The following is an 18,491-nucleotide window of genomic DNA, read 5'->3' as shown; positions in this document are numbered from 1 at the left end:
GGCGTCTGGAAGGACCTCACCGACAACGTCAACTCCATGGCCAACAACCTGACCTACCAGGTCCGCAACATCGCCGAGGTCACCACCGCCGTCGCGTCCGGCAACCTGACCCGCAAGATCGACGTGAACGCCCAGGGCGAGATCCTCGCCCTGAAGACCACCATCAACACCATGGTCGACCAGCTCTCCTCCTTCGCCTCCGAGGTCACCCGGGTCGCCCGTGAGGTCGGCTCCGAGGGCCAGCTCGGCGGCCAGGCCCGGGTCGAAGGCGCCGAGGGCATCTGGAAGCGCCTCACCGAGAACGTCAACGAGCTCGCCGCACGCCTCACCACCCAGGTGCGTGCCATCGCCGAGGTCACCACCGCCGTCGCCACCGGTGACCTGACCCGCTCCATCACCGTCGACGCCGAGGGCGAGATCGGCGAGCTGAAGGACAACATCAACATGATGGTGGCGGTGCTGCGCGACACCACCACCGCCAACCAGGAACAGGACTGGCTGAAGTCCAACCTGGCGAGGATCTCCCGCCTCATGCAGGGCCATCGCGACCTGATGGAGGTCGCCAAGCTCATCATGAGCGAGCTGACCCCGCTGGTGTCGGCCCACTACGGCGCCTTCTACCTCGCCGAACCCACCGGCGACCACGACCTGCACCTCATCGCCGGATACGGCGTACGCTCCGGCAACGGCCCCCGGCAGCGGTTCGCCACCGGCGAGGGCATCGTGGGCCAGGCCGCGCTGGAGGGCAGGGGGATCATCCTCGGCAACGTGCCCGCCCGCTACCTGACCGTCGACAGCGGTCTCAGCACCTCCACACCCGCGCAGATCGTCGTGCTGCCGGTCCTGTTCGAGACCCAGGTACTCGGTGTGCTGGAGCTGGCCTCGTTCAGCGAGTTCAGCGAGATCCACCACGACTTCCTGAACCAGCTCGTCGAGACCATCGGTGTCACGATGAACACGATCATCGCCAACTCCCGTACCGAGGACCTGCTGACCGAGTCGCAGCGCCTCACCACCGAGCTGCGGGAGCGTTCCGACGAGCTCCAGCGCCAGCAGGAGGAGCTGCGCCGCTCCAACGCCGAACTGGAGGACAAGGCGGCGCTGCTGGCCAAGCAGAACCGGGCCATCGAGATCCAGAACTTCCAGATCGAGCAGGCCCGGCGCACGCTGGAGGAGCGCGCCGAGCAGCTCGCGGTCTCCTCGCGCTACAAGTCCGAGTTCCTCGCCAACATGTCCCACGAGCTGCGCACCCCGCTGAACAGCCTCCTCGTGCTGGCCAAGCTGCTCACCGAGAACGCCGACGGCAACCTCACCGCCCAGCAGGTGGAGTTCGCCAGGACGATCCACGGCGCCGGGTCGGCCCTGCTCCAACTGATCAACGACATCCTCGACCTGTCGAAGGTCGAGGCGGGGCGGATGGACATCCATCCCCAGCAGATCTCCCTGCCCAAGCTCGTCGACTACTTCGAGGCCACCTTCGCCCCGCTGGCCCAGGACAAGGGCCTGTCGTTCACCGTCGAGGTCGACCCGTCGATACCGCAGGAACTCCGCACCGACGAGCAGCGCCTCCAGCAGGTGCTGCGCAACCTGCTCTCCAACGCGATCAAGTTCACCCCCAAGGGCGAGGTACGGCTGCGCGTGATCCACGCCGGTCGCTCCGTCGCCTTCGTGGACGACACCCTGCGCGGCGCCGACGGCATCCTGGCCTTCGAGGTGGTCGACACCGGCATCGGGATCGCCTCGGACAAGCTGGAGGTCATCTTCGAGGCGTTCCGCCAGGCCGACGGCACCACCAGCCGGAAGTACGGCGGGACGGGCCTGGGTCTGTCCATCTGCCGCGAGATCGCCCGCCTGCTCGGCGGCGAGATCCACGTGATCAGCAAGGTCGGCGAGGGCAGCACCTTCACCCTCTACCTGCCACCGTCCTACGGCGGTCCGCTGGCCTCACGGGACGGTGGGGCGAGCGCCCCCAGTTCCTCCCCCCGCAACCCGGCGCTCATCGGCGTGCTCGAAGGCTCCGACGACCTGCCGGAGCTGGTGCGGGGCGACGACATGCCCCTGCCGCATTTCCCCCCGCAGGGCGAGGGCAAGCCGTGGAAGGGCGACGACCCGCTGACCGGGGCGAAGATCCTGATCGTGGACGACGACATCCGCAACGTGTTCGCACTGACCAGCGTGCTCGAACGCTACGGCTCCACGGTGATCTACGCGGAGAACGGCCGCGAGGGCATCGAGCAGCTGGAACGTAACGAGGACGTCGCCCTCGTCCTGATGGACATAATGATGCCGGAGATGGACGGCTGGGCCACCACCTCCGCGATCCGCCGGATGCCCCAGTTCGCGGACCTGCCGATCATCGCGCTGACCGCTAAGGTCATGCGAGGCGACCGGGAGAAGAGCATCGCGTCCGGCGCCTCCGACTACGTGCCCAAGCCCGTAGACGTCGACCGCCTGCTGGAACGGCTACGCGGCTGGCTGACCAGGGGCAAGCCGGCCGGTGACTCCGACGAAGGCGTGTGATCGATGCCGGATAGAGCCAAGATCCTCCTGGTGGACGACCGGGAGGAGAATCTGATCGCGCTGGAGGCCATTCTCAGCTCGCTCGACCTGATACCGGTCCGGGCGAAGTCCGGGGAGGAGGCGCTGAAGGCCCTGCTCGGCACGGAGTTCGCGCTGATCCTGCTCGATGTCCGCATGCCGGGCATGGACGGGTTCGAGACGGCGGCCCACATCAAGCGCCGCGAGCGCACCCGCAACATCCCGATCATCTTCCTCACCGTGGTCGACAGCGCGCCCGACTACGCCTTCCGCAGCTACGCGGCGGGCGCCGTCGACTACCTCACCAAGCCTTTCGACCCGTGGGTGCTCCGGGCCAAGGTCGCGGTGTTCGTGGAGCTCTACAACATGAACCGCAGGCTGGCCGAGCAGGCCGCCATGCTCCGCGAACACCTCTCCGCCGAGCTGCCGCCCGGCGAGGCGGACGAGCAGGCGACCGTGCTGCCCGAGCTGTCCAAGCGCCTGGCCGCGGTCGAGAACGAGCTCGCCCGGGTCACCGAGCTGGCACGCAAGAACGGCGCCCCGGGCCTCGTCGGCTCGATATCCGACCTGACCAACCGCCTCAACCACCTGCGCGCCGGCTTCGACGCCCTCACCTGACCGGGGTTTCCGGTCCGCGACACCGGCTCGCCGAGCGCGAACCTCAGCGGCGGGCGCGCTCCAGAGCGTCCCAGAAGCCGCGGCGCAGGGCGTGACGGACCTCGTCGTGCAGGAGGAAGTCGATCGGCAGCGAGGAGCCCTGGAGCAGCCGTGCCTCCAGGTCCGAGGGCATCCGGGGCTTACGGGCGAGAACCGCCTCCAGCCACAGGGCGGGGGCGTCCTTGGCGACGGACTCGCCGAAGTCGTGGCCTTCCTTGTGCGCGGCCTTCACCGCGTCGGAGAGGGTCGTCGCGGCACCGTTCCCGGTGCTCTGCACCGGCACGGGGGCCGACTGAGGACCGGTGTAGGCGCCCATCTGCGACGCCTGGTAGCTCGGCATGCCGCCGGTGTTGCCCAGCGAGTACTGCGGGGCGGGCTGCAGCGGGCCGGTCGAGCCGTTGACGGCCGCGTGCGACGGCGTGGGAGCGGGCGAAAGCGGCGGCATCTGGGGTGGCGGGGCGGCCGGAGCGGCCGGTGTGACCGGGGTCGCCGGCGACTCCTGGGTGTAGCTCGGATAGGCGGAGGGCAGCGCGTGCTGGGCATGGGCCGCACGGGGTGCCTGAACCGCGGGGACCGGGCTGGTCACCGGGCTGGTGACCGGGCCGGCCACCGGGGAGCCGTTGCTGCCGCGAGTCGCGACGGAGTGGCCGTTGGTACCGTGCTGGTGGCCGTTGACCGCCAGGGGAGGCGCCTCGTCGCCGATCAGGCTGACGTGCGGCCGCAACTGGCCGGCACCTATCTCGATCAGGTCGTCGCACTCCTGGCGGAGCGTGCGGGAGACGGCCCAGCTGCCGTCGGCGCTGATGTGCACCACGGTGACCCGGATACCGAGATCCTGGGCGTCGCAGACGACCTGCGCCAGGTCCTCGTCGCCGCTGACCACGACCGCGTCGCAGACCGCGCCGTTGCGGGCCAGCGTCATCAGGTCACGGTGGACCTGGGCGTCGACGCCCTCGCGGCGGCCGGGGCGGATGCGGGACAGGCGGAGCTTGAGGCCGGGGATGTCGGCCAGCGTGTCGTGCTCGGGAGTACGCCTGCCCTCCACCGTCGCCTCGTACCAGTAACAGCGGAGCAGCGGCAGGCCGGTGCGCTCTCTCGACAGCTTGTTGAGCAGTTGGAGCAGCCCCGGGTAATCCCAGGAGACCGCCTCGCGGTGGCGGGTTCCGTGCACCGCCATCGCGCCGTCGGACAGCAGGTAACCGGCGTCCACGAACAGCGCGCAACGATCCACCTGACACCGCCCTTCCTACGTGGCCCGATCCGCTGGCTCAGACAAGCCCGAAAGAGCCCAGACAGACGGCCCTTCCTCAGGGTAATCAAGCGGCTGACCATCCGAAGGTGAATCCCGACGATTCCACCCGCGCTCGACCATACGCCGGACCGTTTACGCAGACCGTACCAGTTTGTCCCGTTCGTCAACCCCCTCTGCGGGGTGCTATACGCCATCCGTCTTCGAGGTCCCGCACCGCGTCCGTCGTACCGGAGGCCCGGCCTTCTCGAACGCGCCTCACGGAGCGGTCCGCACGCTCACCGCCGCCACGCCGAAAAGCAGGACGTCCTGGTGCGTGCTGAGCTCCAGCACCGGGGCACGGCCGAGGCGTGCCCGGAAGCGGTCCACGTCCGTGCCGAAGGTCGCGCGGGCGCCCCTCGCCCCGGTGGCGGATCCGTCGAAGGGATTGCGCGGGTCCCGCTCCCCTCCGGCGGGCCGGAGGGTCCGGCCACCGAGCCTCACCCGATCACCCGCGACGCCCGCGTCACCCTCCCAGGTCACCAGGTCCACCTTCGCGGGCGCGTCGGCGGGTGTCAGACCTCCGAGCGGTATCCGCATCGAGCGATGCCCCCGCTCCAGCACCGTCGCGGTGTCGAGCACGACGGTCTGGCTGTACGGTCTGCGCGGGTCGGCCACGATGATCACCAGGCTCCACCCGGCATGGCGCGAGACGCCCGGCCTTATCGAGGCGTCGGCCACCCAGTACGTCCCGCGTGCCCTGCCCAGCAGCCGCGTCACATCGGCGAACGCCTGGTAGCCCCGCCCCACGGGCAGCTCTCGCTCCACCACCCGCGCGGCCCTGACCTGCCGGTACTCCGTCTCCCCCGGCACCTTGAGCTTGATCCGCCCGCTGGGGGGCGCGCTCGCCGACCAGTAGAGTCCCGCCCAGACCACCTTGCCGACCGCCGGCAGCACGAGCCGGGCGGCGCTCGATGAGCTCGTCGACGGATCCCCGTCACGATCGAGGGGACGCATCTCCCAGCTGTTGTTGTCGCGCCGGTTGCCCTGCCCCGCGCGAGCCGCCTCGCACCCGGGTTCCGAGGGCGCGCAGCTCAGCAGGGTGTTGCCGATCGCGGAGACGGCCACCCGGCCGTCGGTGGCGAACCGTGCCGGAGCGCCCTCCGCCCGTACGCCGCCGCGCGACCTGGCGGCCACCCGCGTCCCCGCCGTGGAGACCGTGACCGAGGGCGCCGCCCCGTAGGGCGCGTCGTCCGACACCAGGACTCTCAGGAAGACCGCCGTGGCCCGGCCCGCCGGCAGCGGACCGCGGACGCACCGGGCACCTCGCCGCCACGCCCGGCAGGACCAGCCGTCGACCGTGCCGACCGGCGCGACGGCACCGACGGAGTGTCCCCCGCGGGATCCGGACGGCAGCGTCACGCCTCGCGGCAGCCCGACGTAGGCGACGACCTCCTCGCTCTGCCCACGCCCCGCGTTGCGCAGCCGCACCGCCACGATGCCGGCCTCGGACCTGATCAGGGCACCGAGCGCGTCGATCCTGGCCACCAGGCGGGGCGCGAGCCAGGAACCCGTCTGGCCGTCCTGCCCCGTTCCCGTCGGCCCCGGCCCGGTCTCGACCGGCTCGCCGGCGCCGGCCCCGCCGCTCTCACCTCCGGACGCCTTCGGCTGCCCGGAGAGTGTCGGTACGACGCCGGGGAGCGCCGGGGCCATGACGATCGGCTCGGAGGCCGCGTTCGGCGGGGGCGCGGGCTCCGAGCCCGACACCAGCACGAGTGCGGCCACCATCGCGACCGCGGTGGTGACCGCACCGGCCGTGACGGCGCGCCGCACGGATCGGGGAGCCTGCCGCCAGCGGCCGGGCAGCCCGCCCCCCGTCGTGACGCCCATCCTGCCGAGCGCCGCCAGATAGGCGGGGAACACGGGACCGACGATGAGCGGGCCGATGACGGAGCGGATGCTCTGGCCGATGCCGGTCAGCTCCGTGAGCACCGCGCGGCAGCCCGAGCAGCCCTCCAGATGCTCGTCCACGATCCTGCTCTGTTCCCTGGTCAGGCCGCCACGGATGTGGTGGCCCAGCCTGGCCAGTGCGGGCCGGCACTCTGGCGCGGTCGTCTCGGCCAGGTGGATGCGCAGGCACGCCTGGCGCATCCCCTCCCGCGCCCGGTAGGCGAGCGCGGCCGCGCCGTTCACCGTCAGGCCGAGCAGGAGTCCGGTGTCGTCGGGCCTGGCCCTCTCGACCTCGGCGTGCCACAGGACGAGCTGCCACCTCTCCGGCATGGACGAAAAGGCCCTGGCCACCGGCGAGCCCTCCAGATCCGCCGCGTCGGAGGTGTCGCCGACGGTACGGCGGAGGGCGGTGAGCAGGTGGACGCGGAACGCCTGCTCCGGGCCGTCTCCCTGGTCGATCACGTGGTGGACCGCCGCGAACGTCTCCTCGACAACGCCCTCGACCCCGCTCTCGACGGGGAGGAGCAGGCGGGCCAGCGCGTACGCCGCGGGAGCGTGCCGCTGGTGGAGCACCCGGTAGGCGGCCACGTCGCCGTTCCTGGCGGCAGCCAGCAGTTCAGCGTCGCCTTGAGATGCTTCCACACCCATTGTGACCTCACCATTACCCGGAGTTGCCTGCCGGATAATCTCGCAGTCCGCGCCGCACGTAAACCCGGATCGCACTTTTGCCATCCGGCGGCCGGATCGGCGCCGCTTCCCGGCGGCCCCGGATCGGGCGGCCTTCCGGATCGCCCTAACCTTGGTGCCATGAGCGATCGCGAGAACCTGCTGGCAGAGATCAAGGGCAAGGGCGTGGTGCACGGCAAGGTCGTGCTGTCCTCGGGCAGAGAGGCCGACTTCTACGTGGACATGCGCCGGGTGACCCTCGACGGGCAGGCGGCGCCGCTGGTGGGGCGGGTCATGCTGGACCTCACCGAAGATCTCGATTACCAGGCGGTCGGCGGGCTGACGCTGGGCGCCGACCCGGTGGCGACCGCCATGCTGCACGCGGCGGCCGCGCGGGGCAGGACGCTCGACGCGTTCGTGGTGCGCAAGGCGCAGAAGGCCCACGGCATGCAGCGCCGGATCGAGGGGCCGGATGTGGCGGGGCGGAGGGTGCTCGCGGTGGAGGACACCTCCACGACCGGCGGTTCCCCGCTGACCGCGGTGGAGGCGCTGCGCGCGGCGGGCGCCGAGGTCGTGGCGGTCGCCACGATCGTGGACCGGGGAGCCTCCCAGGCGATCGCCGACGCCGGGCTGCCGTACCGGACCGCCTACACCCTGGCCGACCTCGGCTTGGAGTAGAGGATCGACCGGCGCCTCGCGGGTCTTCCCCGGAAGGGCCCTGTTTCTGTCCCCGGGGCAGGCCGCGGTGACCTTCTCCACCTCGCGAGGTGCCGTCCGGCCGATCCTCGCCACGGCGAGGATCCACAGCGCACTACCGGTTTCGGGAGGCCGTGAACTCCTGGCGCTCCCCCGCCCCGCCGGGTGCCCGGACCGTCCCGTTCACCTGGACCCGGACCGCGGCCGAGTCGGCCAGCACGACGTCGACCTTGGGGTCGAAGGACTGGAACTGCTCGCCCTTGGCCATCTCCCGGTCGAGCAGCACATCGCCCCCGGTGACCTTCAGGAAGACCGTGGGGCAGTGCTCCCGCAGGCACTCGACGAGAACCGTCGGCACCCGCTCGGCAGTGGCGGAGGCGGTCGGAGAGGCGTCCGCAGGCGACGTGGTGGTGGCCGGCGCGGCCGACGGGTCCGTCTCGGCGCCGGAGCCGAGACTGCCGATCAGCGAGAGGACCCCGACCACGATCAGGGCGACGAGCGCCAGCGCCGCCAGTCCGGCGAGGACCAGGCGGGCGATACCCATGGGGTCAGACCTGTGGCGTCCCACACAGTGGAGATTAGCGGTTCGTGAGGATATTTCACGACTGACCTGGCGAATCAGCACCGAAGCCCCGAAATCCTAGAAGATCCCCTATAACCAACCAGGTCATACTGGAGATCCCGTACCGGCGAGCACCAGGAGTCCTCCGGAAGTTTCCTGCCGGTGGGCGCCGAGACCATGCCGAGGCCACATCCGTACGCCCCGAAGTGGTGGTGGAGCTATCCGGTTGGGAAGGAACCCGGAATACTGGCCCATGGGCAATGTCTTCATAGCCCCGTGCCAGCTGCCCACAGCCGTCTCCAGGAGATGACACGATGCCCATCGCGACCCCAGAGGTCTACGCCGAGATGCTCGACCGGGCCAAGGCGGGAGGTTTCGCCTACCCGGCCATCAACGTGACCTCGTCACAGACCCTCAACGCCGCACTCAGGGGTTTCGCCGAGGCGGAGAGCGACGGCATCGTCCAGGTGTCGACCGGCGGCGCCGATTTCCTCTCCGGTACCACGGTCAAGAACATGGTGAGCGGCTCGGTGGCACTGGCGGAGTACGCCCGTGTCGTCGCGGCCAACTACCCGGTGACGATCGCCCTGCACACCGACCACTGTCCCAAGGACAAGCTGGACGGTTTCGTACGCCCGCTGCTCGACATCTCCCTTGAGCGGGTGGCCAGGGGCGAGGACCCCCTCTTCCAGTCGCACATGTGGGACGGCTCCGCCGTGCCGCTGGACGAGAACCTTGAGATCGCCAGGGAGCTCCTGGAGAAGACCGCCCGCGCGAAGATCGTCCTTGAGGTGGAGATCGGCGTCGTCGGCGGCGAGGAGGACGGCGTCGTCGGCGAGATCAACGAGAAGCTCTACACCACCCCCGAGGACGCCCTCGCGACCGCCGAGGCCCTGGGCCTGGGAGAGCGCGGCCGCTACATGCTCGCCGCGACCTTCGGCAACGTGCACGGCGTCTACAAGCCCGGCCACGTCAAGCTGCGGCCGAGCGTGCTCAAGGAGATCCAGGACGCGGTCGGCGCCAAGTACGGCAAGGAGAAGCCGTTCGACCTGGTCTTCCACGGCGGCTCGGGCTCGCTGCTCGAGGAGATCCACGAGGCCATCGCCTACGGCGTGGTGAAGATGAACATCGACACCGACACGCAGTACGCCTTCACCCGCCCGATCGTCGACCACATGTTCAGGAACTACGACGGCGTGCTCAAGGTCGACGGCGACGTCGGCAACAAGAAGGTGTACGACCCCCGCTCGTACGGCAAGGCCGCCGAGACCTCGATGGCGGCGCGGATCGTCGAGGCCGCCCAGCACCTCAAGTCGGCGGGCACCAAGATCTCCTGATGACCCGGCGGCCAACGCAGACCGGAAATTCTCGGTAGAGACCGGGTAAAACCGGTCAATGTTCGGAGGGTCCCCGCCAGGTCACGAGATCGGCTTCCGGAAAGTCCCCGGGAGCCGATCTTGGCTTGGCGCGGGTTCACCAGATAGGACTGTCGCTATGGAATCCCACGAGAACCTTCTCGCCGGCCCGCCGCCCACCCTGCTCCCGGACCTGCCTGAAGCTCGGCAGGCACTGGAATCCGGTGCCCAGCCATCCGACGTCGCCGCGCGTTTCCCCGCCTATCCGACCGCCTGGGCGGCACTCGCGGACGAGTATTTCGCGGCGGGACACGCCGTGACGTCGTACGCCTTCGCCCGCACCGGCTACCACCGGGGCCTGGACCAGCTCCGCAGGGCGGGCTGGAAGGGGCACGGCCCGATCCCCTGGGAGCATCTGCCCAACCAGGGGTTCCTGAGGTGTCTGCACGCACTGGCCCGCGCCGCCCAGAGCATCGGGGAGAAGGAGGAGGCCGAGCGGTGCTTCCAGTTCCTCAAGGACTCCAGCGCCGAGGCGTCCAAGGAGCTGACCGGCCGCTGATCCGGCCCTGATCCGCCCCTTGATCTGCCCGTGGGATCTCTCGCCCCGAGGTGGGAGATCCCCATTTCGGACGCCGTCGGGTATTCTCACCACGCAAGAGCCCCTGTAGCGATTGCGCCAGGGGTTTTCGTTTTTGCGGTGGGAGAATCACAATGCCGGCTGTCGTTCTCGTTGGTGCCCAGTGGGGCGATGAGGGCAAGGGTAAGGCGACCGACCTACTTGGTGATCAGGTCGACTATGTCGTCAGATACCAGGGAGGCAACAACGCGGGCCACACGGTCGTCATCGGCGACCAGAAGTATGCGCTGCACCTGCTGCCGACGGGAGTGCTCTCACCGAACGTCATCCCCGTGATCGGCAACGGTGTCGTCATCGACCCGGGCGTGCTGCTGAGCGAGATCGACGGGCTTGAGGCCCGGGGGGTCTCCTCCGAGCGGCTGCTGATCTCCGCCAACGCGCACCTGATCATGCCCCACCACAAGGCCCTCGACAAGGTCACCGAGCGCTACCTCGGCAAGGCCAAGATCGGCACGACCGGGCGCGGCATCGGCCCCGCGTACGGCGACAAGATCTACCGGATGGGCGTGCGGGTCCAGGACCTGCTGGACCCGGGCATCCTGCAGAAGAAGATCGAGGTCGCGCTGGGCGAGAAGAACCAGATCCTCACCAAGATCTACAACCGTCGGGTGATCGACGCGAACAAGGTCCTGGACGAGTATCTCGGCTACGCCGAGCGCCTCAAGCCGCACATCGCCGACACCTCGCTGATCCTCGGCAGGGCCCTGGACGAGGGCAAGGTCGTGCTGCTCGAAGGCGGGCAGGGCAACCTGCTCGACATCGACCACGGCACCTACCCGTTCGTCACCTCCTCCTCCCCGACGAGCGGCGGCGCCTGCTCGGGTTCCGGCATCCCGCCGACCCGGATCACCCGCGTGATCGGCATCCTGAAGGCGTACACCACCCGCGTCGGCTCGGGTCCGTTCCCGACCGAGCTCGACGACGAGATGGGCGAGTGGCTGCGCACCACCGGCGGCGAGTACGGGGTGACCACCGGCCGCAACCGCCGCTGCGGCTGGTTCGACGCGGTCATCGCCCGGTACGCCACCCGTATCAACGGTGTCACCGACTACTTCCTCACCAAGCTGGACGTGCTGTCCGGCCTGGAGAGGATTCCCGTCTGCGTCGCCTACGAGGTCGACGGGGTCCGGTATGACGAGATCCCGATGACCCAGACCGACTTCCACCACGCCAAGCCGGTGTACGAGGAGTTCCCCGGCTGGCAGGAGGACATCACCGGCGCCAGGAGCTTCGAGGACCTGCCCGCCAACGCGCAGGCGTACGTGAAGGCCCTGGAGCAGATGAGCGGCTCCAGGATCTCCGCGATCGGCGTCGGCCCCGGCCGCACCGAGACGCTCCAGATCCACCCGCTGGTCTAGGCCCTGTCCTGCGATCTTGCCGTGGCGAGGATCGGTCAGGTGGTGCCTCGCAAGGCGGAGGAGGGAGTCGCGGCGCGCCGCGGTGACCGACCGCAGTAGGCAAAAGATCCAAAGGACAGGGCCTGGGTCCGTTCCCGCCGATCCCCGCGGCGACGGGGATCGGCCAGGTGTCGCCGTGGTGAGCAGAAGTGCCAAGGGCCTGGTTTCGACCGATACGGCCCGCGCCCGGCGTCGCCTAGGCGCGAGCCGTACTGGGGATCGGTACGCGAGATGGATAAGGTCCCTGTGTGCATGCCGAGATTCACGGTCACCGTGGGGCCCGTGGGCTCCGTCCCGAGAACACCCTGCCCGGTTTCGCCCACGCCCTGGAGCTGGGCGTCGACGCACTGGAGCTCGACGTCGCACTGACCGCCGATCGGCGGCTGGTGCTCACACACGACCTCACAGTGTCCGCTGTGACCAGCACCGACGTCCGGCCCGCCTTCCGCGACGACCCCGCCTTCCCGTACGTGGGCAGGCCCGTCGGCGAGCTCACGCTGGCGCAGCTGCGCACGCTGGAGTGCGGAGTGCGGGTGCCGCGCCACCCCGAAGACCGTTTCGCCCCGACCCAGCTGCCGGTGCCGAACACCCGGATGCCGACCCTGGGCTCCGTGCTGGGGCTGATGGACGCCTACGGAGCCGACGGGGTGCGGGTGCACGTGGAGCTCAAGTCGGACCCGACCAGGCCCGATCTGAGCGCCGAGGTCGGTGAGTTCACCGAGATGGTGGTCGCCGAGCTCGACCGGCACCGCAGGCTCGACCAGGCGGCCATCCTCAGTTTCGACTGGCGCGTCCTGCGGATCGCCCGCTCCCTGGCCCCCGCGACCGGGCGATACGCCCTGATCGAGCGTGCCACCATGGACAGCGCCTGGCTCGACGGCCTCCATCTGGAGGACTTCGGCGGCGACATCCCGGCCGCCGCCGCCGAGGCCGGGGGCACCACGCTCTCCCCCGAGCATGTGATGGTCGACCCCGAGCTCGCCCGGCGAGCGGACAAGGCCGCCCTGCCGCTGGCCGTGTGGACCGTCAACGACCCCGGGCGAGCGGCCGAGCTGCTCGATCTCGGGGCGGCCGCGATCGTCACCGACTATCCCGACCGGATGATCGCCCTGTGGGCCGGGCGGGGCATGCGTGTCCCGAAGCCGGTCACCCCCGCCCGCCCGATGAGCGCCTGAGGGATCGGGTCACATCCAGCCGTTGCGGCGGAAGCCCCGGTAGAGCAGCGTGCAGGCGATGACCATCACGCCGAGCACCAGCGGGTAGCCGAAGACGGAGTCGAGCTCGGGCATGTGCTCGAAGTTCATGCCGTAGATGCCGGCGATCATCGTGGGGACGGCCATGATGGCGACCCACGAGGAGATCTTCCGCATGTCCTCGTTGGCGAGCGCGTTGGAACGGGCGAGCGCCGCCTGCAGTATGGAGTTGCAGAGCTCGTTGGACGACTCGACCTGCTCGCAGACGCGGGCCAGGTGGTCGACGACGTCACGGAAGTACTCGCGCATCTCGGAGGGGATCATCCGGCGCTGGGCCAGCGTGGACATCGGTGCCTGGAGCGGTGTGACGGACCGCTTCATCTCGATCATCTCGCGCTTGAGGTTGTAGATCCGGCCGATGTCACGGGCGCTGACGTCCGCGAAGACCATCGCCTCGACGTCCTCCAGCTCGGTCTGCATCCGGTCGGCCACGGTGAGGTACTTGTCGACGACGTGGTCGGCGATCGCGTGCAGCACGCCGGTGGGGCCCCGGCTGAGCAGCTTGGGCTTGTCCTCAAGGCGCTCCCGCACCTCCGAGAGCGGGCAGTGCCGGCCGTGCCGCACGGTCACCACGAAGTCGGTGCCGACGAACACCATGATCTCTCCGGTGCCGATGATCTCGCTGGTCGCGGTCAGCACGTCGTGGTCGAGGTAGGCGACGGTCTTCAGGACCACGAACAACGAGTCGCCGTAGCGCTCGACCTTGGGTCGCTGGTGAGCCTTGACGGCGTCCTCGACGGCGAGCGGGTGCAGGGCGAAGACCTCCGCCAGCCACTCGACCTCGGGGGCGTCGGGCTCGTGCAGGCCGACCCAGACGAAGGCGTTGTTCCCTTCGACGGACGCGTTGTGCGCGCGGACGAGCTCCAGGGCGTCGGGGATGCCCAGGGCCTCGATCTTCTTACCGTCGATGTAGGCGGCGTACTCGACGAGCGAGTCGCTCGGCGGGACGCAGACACCGCTCATCCGCGCACCGAGCGAGACGGCGGGCGCGTGCGGGGCACGGATCGTGCGGGCGTGCTTGATACGGGGAAAAAGGAGCGAGGAGCGCATGGCGAGCCTTTCCCGCCCAACCTGGCGGGATTCCGCACGCGATGCGCTGTCACCACAAGTGGAGGCGACGATGCGTGCGGCGCCGGTCGGGCACCGAGACGGGGTGGTCGAGGGTGCGCACAGCAGGCGTGCGCGAGCACGTACTGCTGGGATCGCCAGAGGACATCCCGAACCACCTCCAATCAGCAAGAGACACGCAAAGCCACTCAAAACTTAACACGAATAGGGGGATGGCTCTCAGCTTACTCCCAGGTTCAAGCATCGATCATGCACAACCTGACAAAATTCACACCCTGTTTACTGGCACCTCCCGTGCGTATCCGACACGTCGCGAGTTCCCCAGGGTTATCCACAGGCTGTGGACAACTCTGACGTTCGGCCACCGGCGAAGTCCGGGTGTGCCGACACGGCCCGAGGGACGATCCGGGGGGACGATAGGCTCTGACAAGTGCGCGTTCTTGTGATTGGAGCCGGCGGGCGTGAACACGCCCTGTGCCGGTCGCTGGCGGCGGACCCCCAGGTCACCGAGGTTCACTGTGCTCCCGGAAACGCGGGTATCGCGCAGGTCGCGACCCTGCATCCGGTGGTACCGACAGACCCGGCCGCGGTTACCGAACTGGCCGAGCGGCTCCGGGCGGAGCTGGTCGTGATCGGCCCTGAGGCCCCACTGGTCGCCGGCGTCGCCGACGCCGTCAGGCAGGCCGGCATCCCCTGTTTCGGCCCCTCACGGCAGGCGGCCCGGATCGAGGGTTCCAAATCCTTCGCCAAGGACGTCATGGTCGCGGCGGGCGTGCCCACCGGGCGGTCGTACACCTGCGGCACGCCGGAGGAGGTCACCGCGGCACTCGACGAGTTCGGCACGCCATACGTGGTCAAGGACGACGGCCTGGCCGCCGGCAAGGGCGTGGTGGTCACCGACGACCGCGAGGAGGCGCTCCGGCACGCCGCCGCCTGCGGGCGGGTGGTCATCGAGGAGTTCCTCGACGGTCCCGAGGTCTCACTGTTCGCGCTCTGCGACGGCGCCACGGCCGTGGCGCTCCAGCCCGCCCAGGACCACAAGCGCGCCTACGACGACGACCAGGGCCCCAACACCGGCGGGATGGGTGCCTACACGCCGCTGCCGTGGGCCCCGGACGACCTCGCCGACCAGGTGATGGCCGAGACCGTCATACCGACCGTGACCGAGCTGGCCAGGCGTGGCGCGCCGTACACGGGGGTGCTGTACGTGGGGCTGGCCCTCACCTCCAAGGGCCCGAAGGTGATCGAGTTCAACGCGCGGTTCGGCGACCCGGAGACCCAGGTCGTGCTGGACCGGCTCCAGACGCCCCTCGCGGGCCTGCTGCTCGCCTGCGCGAACGGGACGCTCGACCGGTTCGGGCCGCTCTCCTATCGTGACGGCGCCGCGGTGACCGTGGTGATCGCGGCGGAGAACTACCCGGCGGACCCGGTGAAGGGCGACGTGATCGAAGGGCTGTCCGACCCGGTCGAGGACGCCTACGTGCTGCACTCGGGCACCGCGCTGGACGGCGACCGGATCGTCTCGAACGGCGGCCGGGTGCTCAGCGTGGTCGGCACGGGACCCGACGTCCCCGCGGCGCGGGCGGCGGCCTACGAGGCGGTGGAGCACATCCGGCTGCGCGGCTCGCACCACCGCACCGACATCGCGGGCCGCGCCCGCTGAAAGCGGCACGGTCTATGAAAACGGCACGGCCTCTGAAAACGGCACGGCCTGCCCCGGCCGGGGCGTAGCGCCTGATCGGCATGTCGCGATAAGCCTGGGGCAGTCGGTGCCCCGCCCAGGCCGACTCCGCGCCGGCTCCGCCCCCCCGGAGGAACCATGTCGCTTGATCCAGCGTTGACCGCCGAGCGGATCGGCGACACCGGCGTGTTGCGCTGGCCGGGCACCTGGCGGGTCTACGTGGCCACCCGGAGCGAGGAGATCAGGGCCGACGCCGAGCGCGTTCTGACGATGTGCGACGAGGCGGGCCGGCCGGTCTCGGTGGGCGAGGGCATCGGCACGCACCTGGCCCGCGCGCAGGAGTACGCGCGCAGCAGGCACGGTGTGCGGCGCTGGCTGACCGGCCAGGCCATCGAGGGCGCCTGGTCCAACGTCAACAGCGCCACCGTGATGCTGTACGGCGTGCTGCCGGTGGCGGAGTTGTGCGGGCGGGCACCGGAGGTGGTCGCGATCGGCCGGGCCTACCTGCCCGGCGACGACCCCCGGCTTGTCCACCTCCAGGCCAGGCTGGCGGCGGGAGACCTCGGTGAGAACGACAGACCGCTGATGCAGTCGGTGCTGCGGGCCGCGTACACCGCGCAGGCGATGGACACCGGGCGGGTCCGCAGCTTCCGCAACCTGCTCATCGGCGGGGTGGTCATGCTCTCCCTGATCGTGCTGAGCGTGGTGGTCATCGGTGCGATCTGGCCGGACGTCATCCCGATGTGCGGCGACCAGTCGGTGATCCGCACCCAGGGGCTGATGCCCGCCCAGATCTGCCCGACCGGCGGCCTGCGGCCCGGCCACGGCGACGTCCCGCTCGTGGCCCTGATCGGCATGCTGGGCGCGGCGCTGGCCACCGCCGCCTCGCTGTCGACCCGCTCGGAGCTGTCCACCCGCTACTCGCTGGCCGTCGTCCAGAACCTGCTCAAGGCGCCCGCGGGGGTGGCCACGGCCGTGCTCGGGCTACTGATCCTGAACTCGGGCTTCGTGCCCGGTTTCGCGGGGCTCGGCTCGCAGCCCGCGATCCTGGTCTGGGCGATGGCGTTCGGGTACGGACAGCAGGTCGTCACCCGCTTCGTGGACCAGCGGGCCGACAATCTCCTGTCGGCCGCCTCCCCGCTCACCGCCGCGGTGAACACGGAGGGCAGGTAGCATCCGAGGCCCGAGGTCTCCCGGTGCCGCGCCCCACAGTGACACCCGCGAGCCCGGAAACCGCAGGCGAAAACGTGGTCGCCGCGCAACGCGGCGGCGGCAGATGACTTATCGGCCGGTTCAGGGGCAGTTCACCCTCGAACTGGCCGGTTCAGGGGCATTCAACGGCTACTGTTGGCCGATAACCTCGGCTGCCGCCTCGCGCCACACGAGTTACCCAGAACACTTCCAAGGAGCATGACGCATGGTCCGTTACCGCGTGCGCGGTGGCAACCCACTTCGTGGAACCGCCTTCATCCAGGGTGCCAAGAACGCCGTGTTGCCCATGATCGGTGCCGCGCTGCTGGCTTCCAAAGGCCGCACGGTCCTGCGCAACGTCCCCATCATCGAGGACGTCCGGCGCGCGGTCGAGCTGGCGGAGACGGTCGGCGCCAAGGTCGAGCTCCACGAGGCGGAGCGCACGCTGGTGATCGACGCCTCGACGCTGAGCAGCCCGGTGCTGCCCGCGGAGATCGCCCGGCGCTTCCGCGGCTCGGTGCTGTTCGTGCCCGCCCTGCTGCACCGTCTCGGTGAGGCGATCATCGAGGGCGTGGGCGGCTGCAACCTGGGCAGCCGCAACCTCGACTTCCACTACCTGGGCTACAAGCGCCTGGGCGCGATCGTGGACGAGGGTGACGCGGTCATCCACGTCAAGTCGGCGGGCCTCACCGGTGCCACCCTGTACCTGGACACCCCCTCGCACACCGGTACCGAGAACCTGATCATGGCCGCCGCCCTCGGGCGCGGCACCACCGTGATCGAGAACGCCGCGCTGGAGCCCGAGGTCCTCGATGTGATCGACATGCTGACCCGGATGGGCGCGAGGATCAGCGGCGGCGGCACCGGGTTCATCACCGTGGAGGGCGTGGAGGAGCTCCAGGCCGTCGAGCACACCGTGATGCCGGACCGCCTTGACGCGGGCGTGTTCGCCATGGCCGCCGCCGTCACCGGCGGAGAGGTCAACCTGGTCGGCGCCGACCTGGACCACCTCGGCGTGGTCCGCTACAAGCTGGAGCAGATGGGGGTGGAGTTCGCCGACCACGGCGCGGTGCTGCACGTGCGCAGGGATCGTCCACTGCGTCCGATCAATGTGATCACCGACACCTATCCCGGCTTCGCCACCGACCTGCAGTCGCCGATCATGACGGTCGCCTGTCTCGCCGACGGCGCCAGCTACATTCATGAACGAATCTTCGACGGTCGTTTCGCTCTGGCCTCAGAACTGAACAAAATGGGCGCCGATATTGAAGTGAAAGAGAACAGCGCCGTCGTTCGTGGTGCGACCCCGCTCACTGGAACACAGGTGACCGCTCACGACCTGCGCTCGGGAATCGCCCTCGTGCTCGCGGGTCTGGCCGCTGAAGGGGAGACCGTGATCGGATCGGGATATCTCATCGACCGCGGGCACTCTTATCTCGCCGAGCGCATGCAGGCCCTGGGCGGCGATGTGCGCCGAGAGATTTCAGCGCCATAATCAGCGGGTTTGAGCCGCTCAAAAACCGCTCTGACCTGTGTAAACGATGCCAGTCATAGGTTTAACCCGGAAGCAGCTTCCGGAATTGGCCGCAAATCGGGCGTGACATTACGGCCC

Annotated in this window: 14 protein-coding genes; 10 read left to right on the top strand and 4 right to left on the bottom strand. The window is 69.6% G+C overall.

Annotation, left to right across the window (positions count from 1 at the left end; all coding sequences use genetic code 11):
- Both ABZ260_RS02850 and ABZ260_RS02845 read left to right on the top strand, forming a co-directional pair.
- On the top strand, positions 1 to 2,520 hold a 2,520-nt coding region (locus ABZ260_RS02850; protein ID WP_355612112.1), incomplete at its 5' end, for an ATP-binding protein.
- A gap of 3 nt (positions 2,521 to 2,523) precedes the next feature.
- On the top strand, positions 2,524 to 3,156 hold the full coding sequence (locus ABZ260_RS02845; protein ID WP_355612109.1) for a response regulator: 633 nt from the start codon (positions 2,524 to 2,526) through the stop codon (positions 3,154 to 3,156).
- A gap of 43 nt (positions 3,157 to 3,199) precedes the next feature.
- On the opposite strand, the gene ABZ260_RS02840 is transcribed toward ABZ260_RS02845, so the two are convergent.
- The gene (locus ABZ260_RS02840; protein ID WP_355612101.1) at positions 3,200 to 4,426 is read right to left on the bottom strand and encodes an NYN domain-containing protein; all 1,227 of its coding nucleotides are present in this window, start codon (positions 4,424 to 4,426) and stop codon (positions 3,200 to 3,202) included.
- Positions 4,427 to 4,702: 276 nt separating this feature from the next.
- Complete coding sequence (locus ABZ260_RS02835) at positions 4,703 to 7,015, bottom strand: zf-HC2 domain-containing protein (RefSeq protein ID WP_355612098.1); 2,313 nt, start codon at positions 7,013 to 7,015, stop codon at positions 4,703 to 4,705.
- Between the two features lie 165 nt (positions 7,016 to 7,180).
- Between ABZ260_RS02835 and pyrE the strand changes: the two genes are divergently transcribed.
- A complete protein-coding gene (pyrE, locus tag ABZ260_RS02830; protein ID WP_355612095.1) occupies positions 7,181 to 7,717 on the top strand; it encodes an orotate phosphoribosyltransferase in 537 nt (178 codons plus the stop codon).
- Positions 7,718 to 7,850: 133 nt separating this feature from the next.
- On the opposite strand, the gene ABZ260_RS02825 is transcribed toward pyrE, so the two are convergent.
- Positions 7,851 to 8,279, bottom strand: a complete 429-nt coding sequence (locus ABZ260_RS02825; RefSeq protein WP_355612092.1) for a hypothetical protein — start codon at positions 8,277 to 8,279, stop codon at positions 7,851 to 7,853.
- A 332-nt stretch (positions 8,280 to 8,611) separates the two neighbouring features.
- On the opposite strand from ABZ260_RS02825, the gene fbaA reads away from it, so the two are divergent.
- From fbaA to ABZ260_RS02805, 4 genes are all read left to right on the top strand, one after another.
- Complete coding sequence (gene fbaA, locus ABZ260_RS02820) at positions 8,612 to 9,634, top strand: class II fructose-bisphosphate aldolase (protein ID WP_030916146.1); 1,023 nt, start codon at positions 8,612 to 8,614, stop codon at positions 9,632 to 9,634.
- 157 nt (positions 9,635 to 9,791) lie between these two features.
- Positions 9,792 to 10,211: a DUF3151 domain-containing protein gene (locus ABZ260_RS02815; RefSeq protein WP_030916144.1), complete on the top strand. Its 420-nt coding sequence runs from the start codon at positions 9,792 to 9,794 to the stop codon at positions 10,209 to 10,211.
- Positions 10,212 to 10,363: 152 nt separating this feature from the next.
- On the top strand, positions 10,364 to 11,647 hold the full coding sequence (locus ABZ260_RS02810) for an adenylosuccinate synthase (RefSeq protein WP_355612089.1): 1,284 nt from the start codon (positions 10,364 to 10,366) through the stop codon (positions 11,645 to 11,647).
- A gap of 287 nt (positions 11,648 to 11,934) precedes the next feature.
- Positions 11,935 to 12,861 (top strand): glycerophosphodiester phosphodiesterase family protein, encoded by a 927-nt coding sequence (locus ABZ260_RS02805; RefSeq protein ID WP_355612086.1) that lies wholly within the window; start codon positions 11,935 to 11,937, stop codon positions 12,859 to 12,861.
- A gap of 9 nt (positions 12,862 to 12,870) precedes the next feature.
- On the opposite strand, the gene corA is transcribed toward ABZ260_RS02805, so the two are convergent.
- A complete protein-coding gene (gene corA / locus ABZ260_RS02800; protein ID WP_355612083.1) occupies positions 12,871 to 13,989 on the bottom strand; it encodes a magnesium/cobalt transporter CorA in 1,119 nt (372 codons plus the stop codon).
- A 448-nt stretch (positions 13,990 to 14,437) separates the two neighbouring features.
- Between corA and purD the strand changes: the two genes are divergently transcribed.
- From purD to murA, 3 genes are all read left to right on the top strand, one after another.
- Positions 14,438 to 15,670 carry a phosphoribosylamine--glycine ligase gene (purD, locus tag ABZ260_RS02795; RefSeq protein ID WP_355612080.1) on the top strand — a complete coding sequence of 411 codons (1,233 nt, stop codon included), beginning with the start codon at positions 14,438 to 14,440 and terminating at the stop codon, positions 15,668 to 15,670.
- A gap of 156 nt (positions 15,671 to 15,826) precedes the next feature.
- Positions 15,827 to 16,861 carry a hypothetical protein gene (locus ABZ260_RS02790; protein ID WP_355612077.1) on the top strand — a complete coding sequence of 345 codons (1,035 nt, stop codon included), beginning with the start codon at positions 15,827 to 15,829 and terminating at the stop codon, positions 16,859 to 16,861.
- Between the two features lie 244 nt (positions 16,862 to 17,105).
- Positions 17,106 to 18,374 (top strand): UDP-N-acetylglucosamine 1-carboxyvinyltransferase, encoded by a 1,269-nt coding sequence (murA, locus tag ABZ260_RS02785; RefSeq protein WP_350922994.1) that lies wholly within the window; start codon positions 17,106 to 17,108, stop codon positions 18,372 to 18,374.
- The last annotated feature ends 117 nt before the right edge of the window (positions 18,375 to 18,491 follow it).

This window comes from Streptosporangium sp. NPDC006013, from assembly GCF_040614275.1.
In the GTDB taxonomy this organism is placed as follows: domain Bacteria; phylum Actinomycetota; class Actinomycetes; order Streptosporangiales; family Streptosporangiaceae; genus Streptosporangium.
This window is presented reverse-complemented; position numbering and strand designations above follow the sequence as displayed.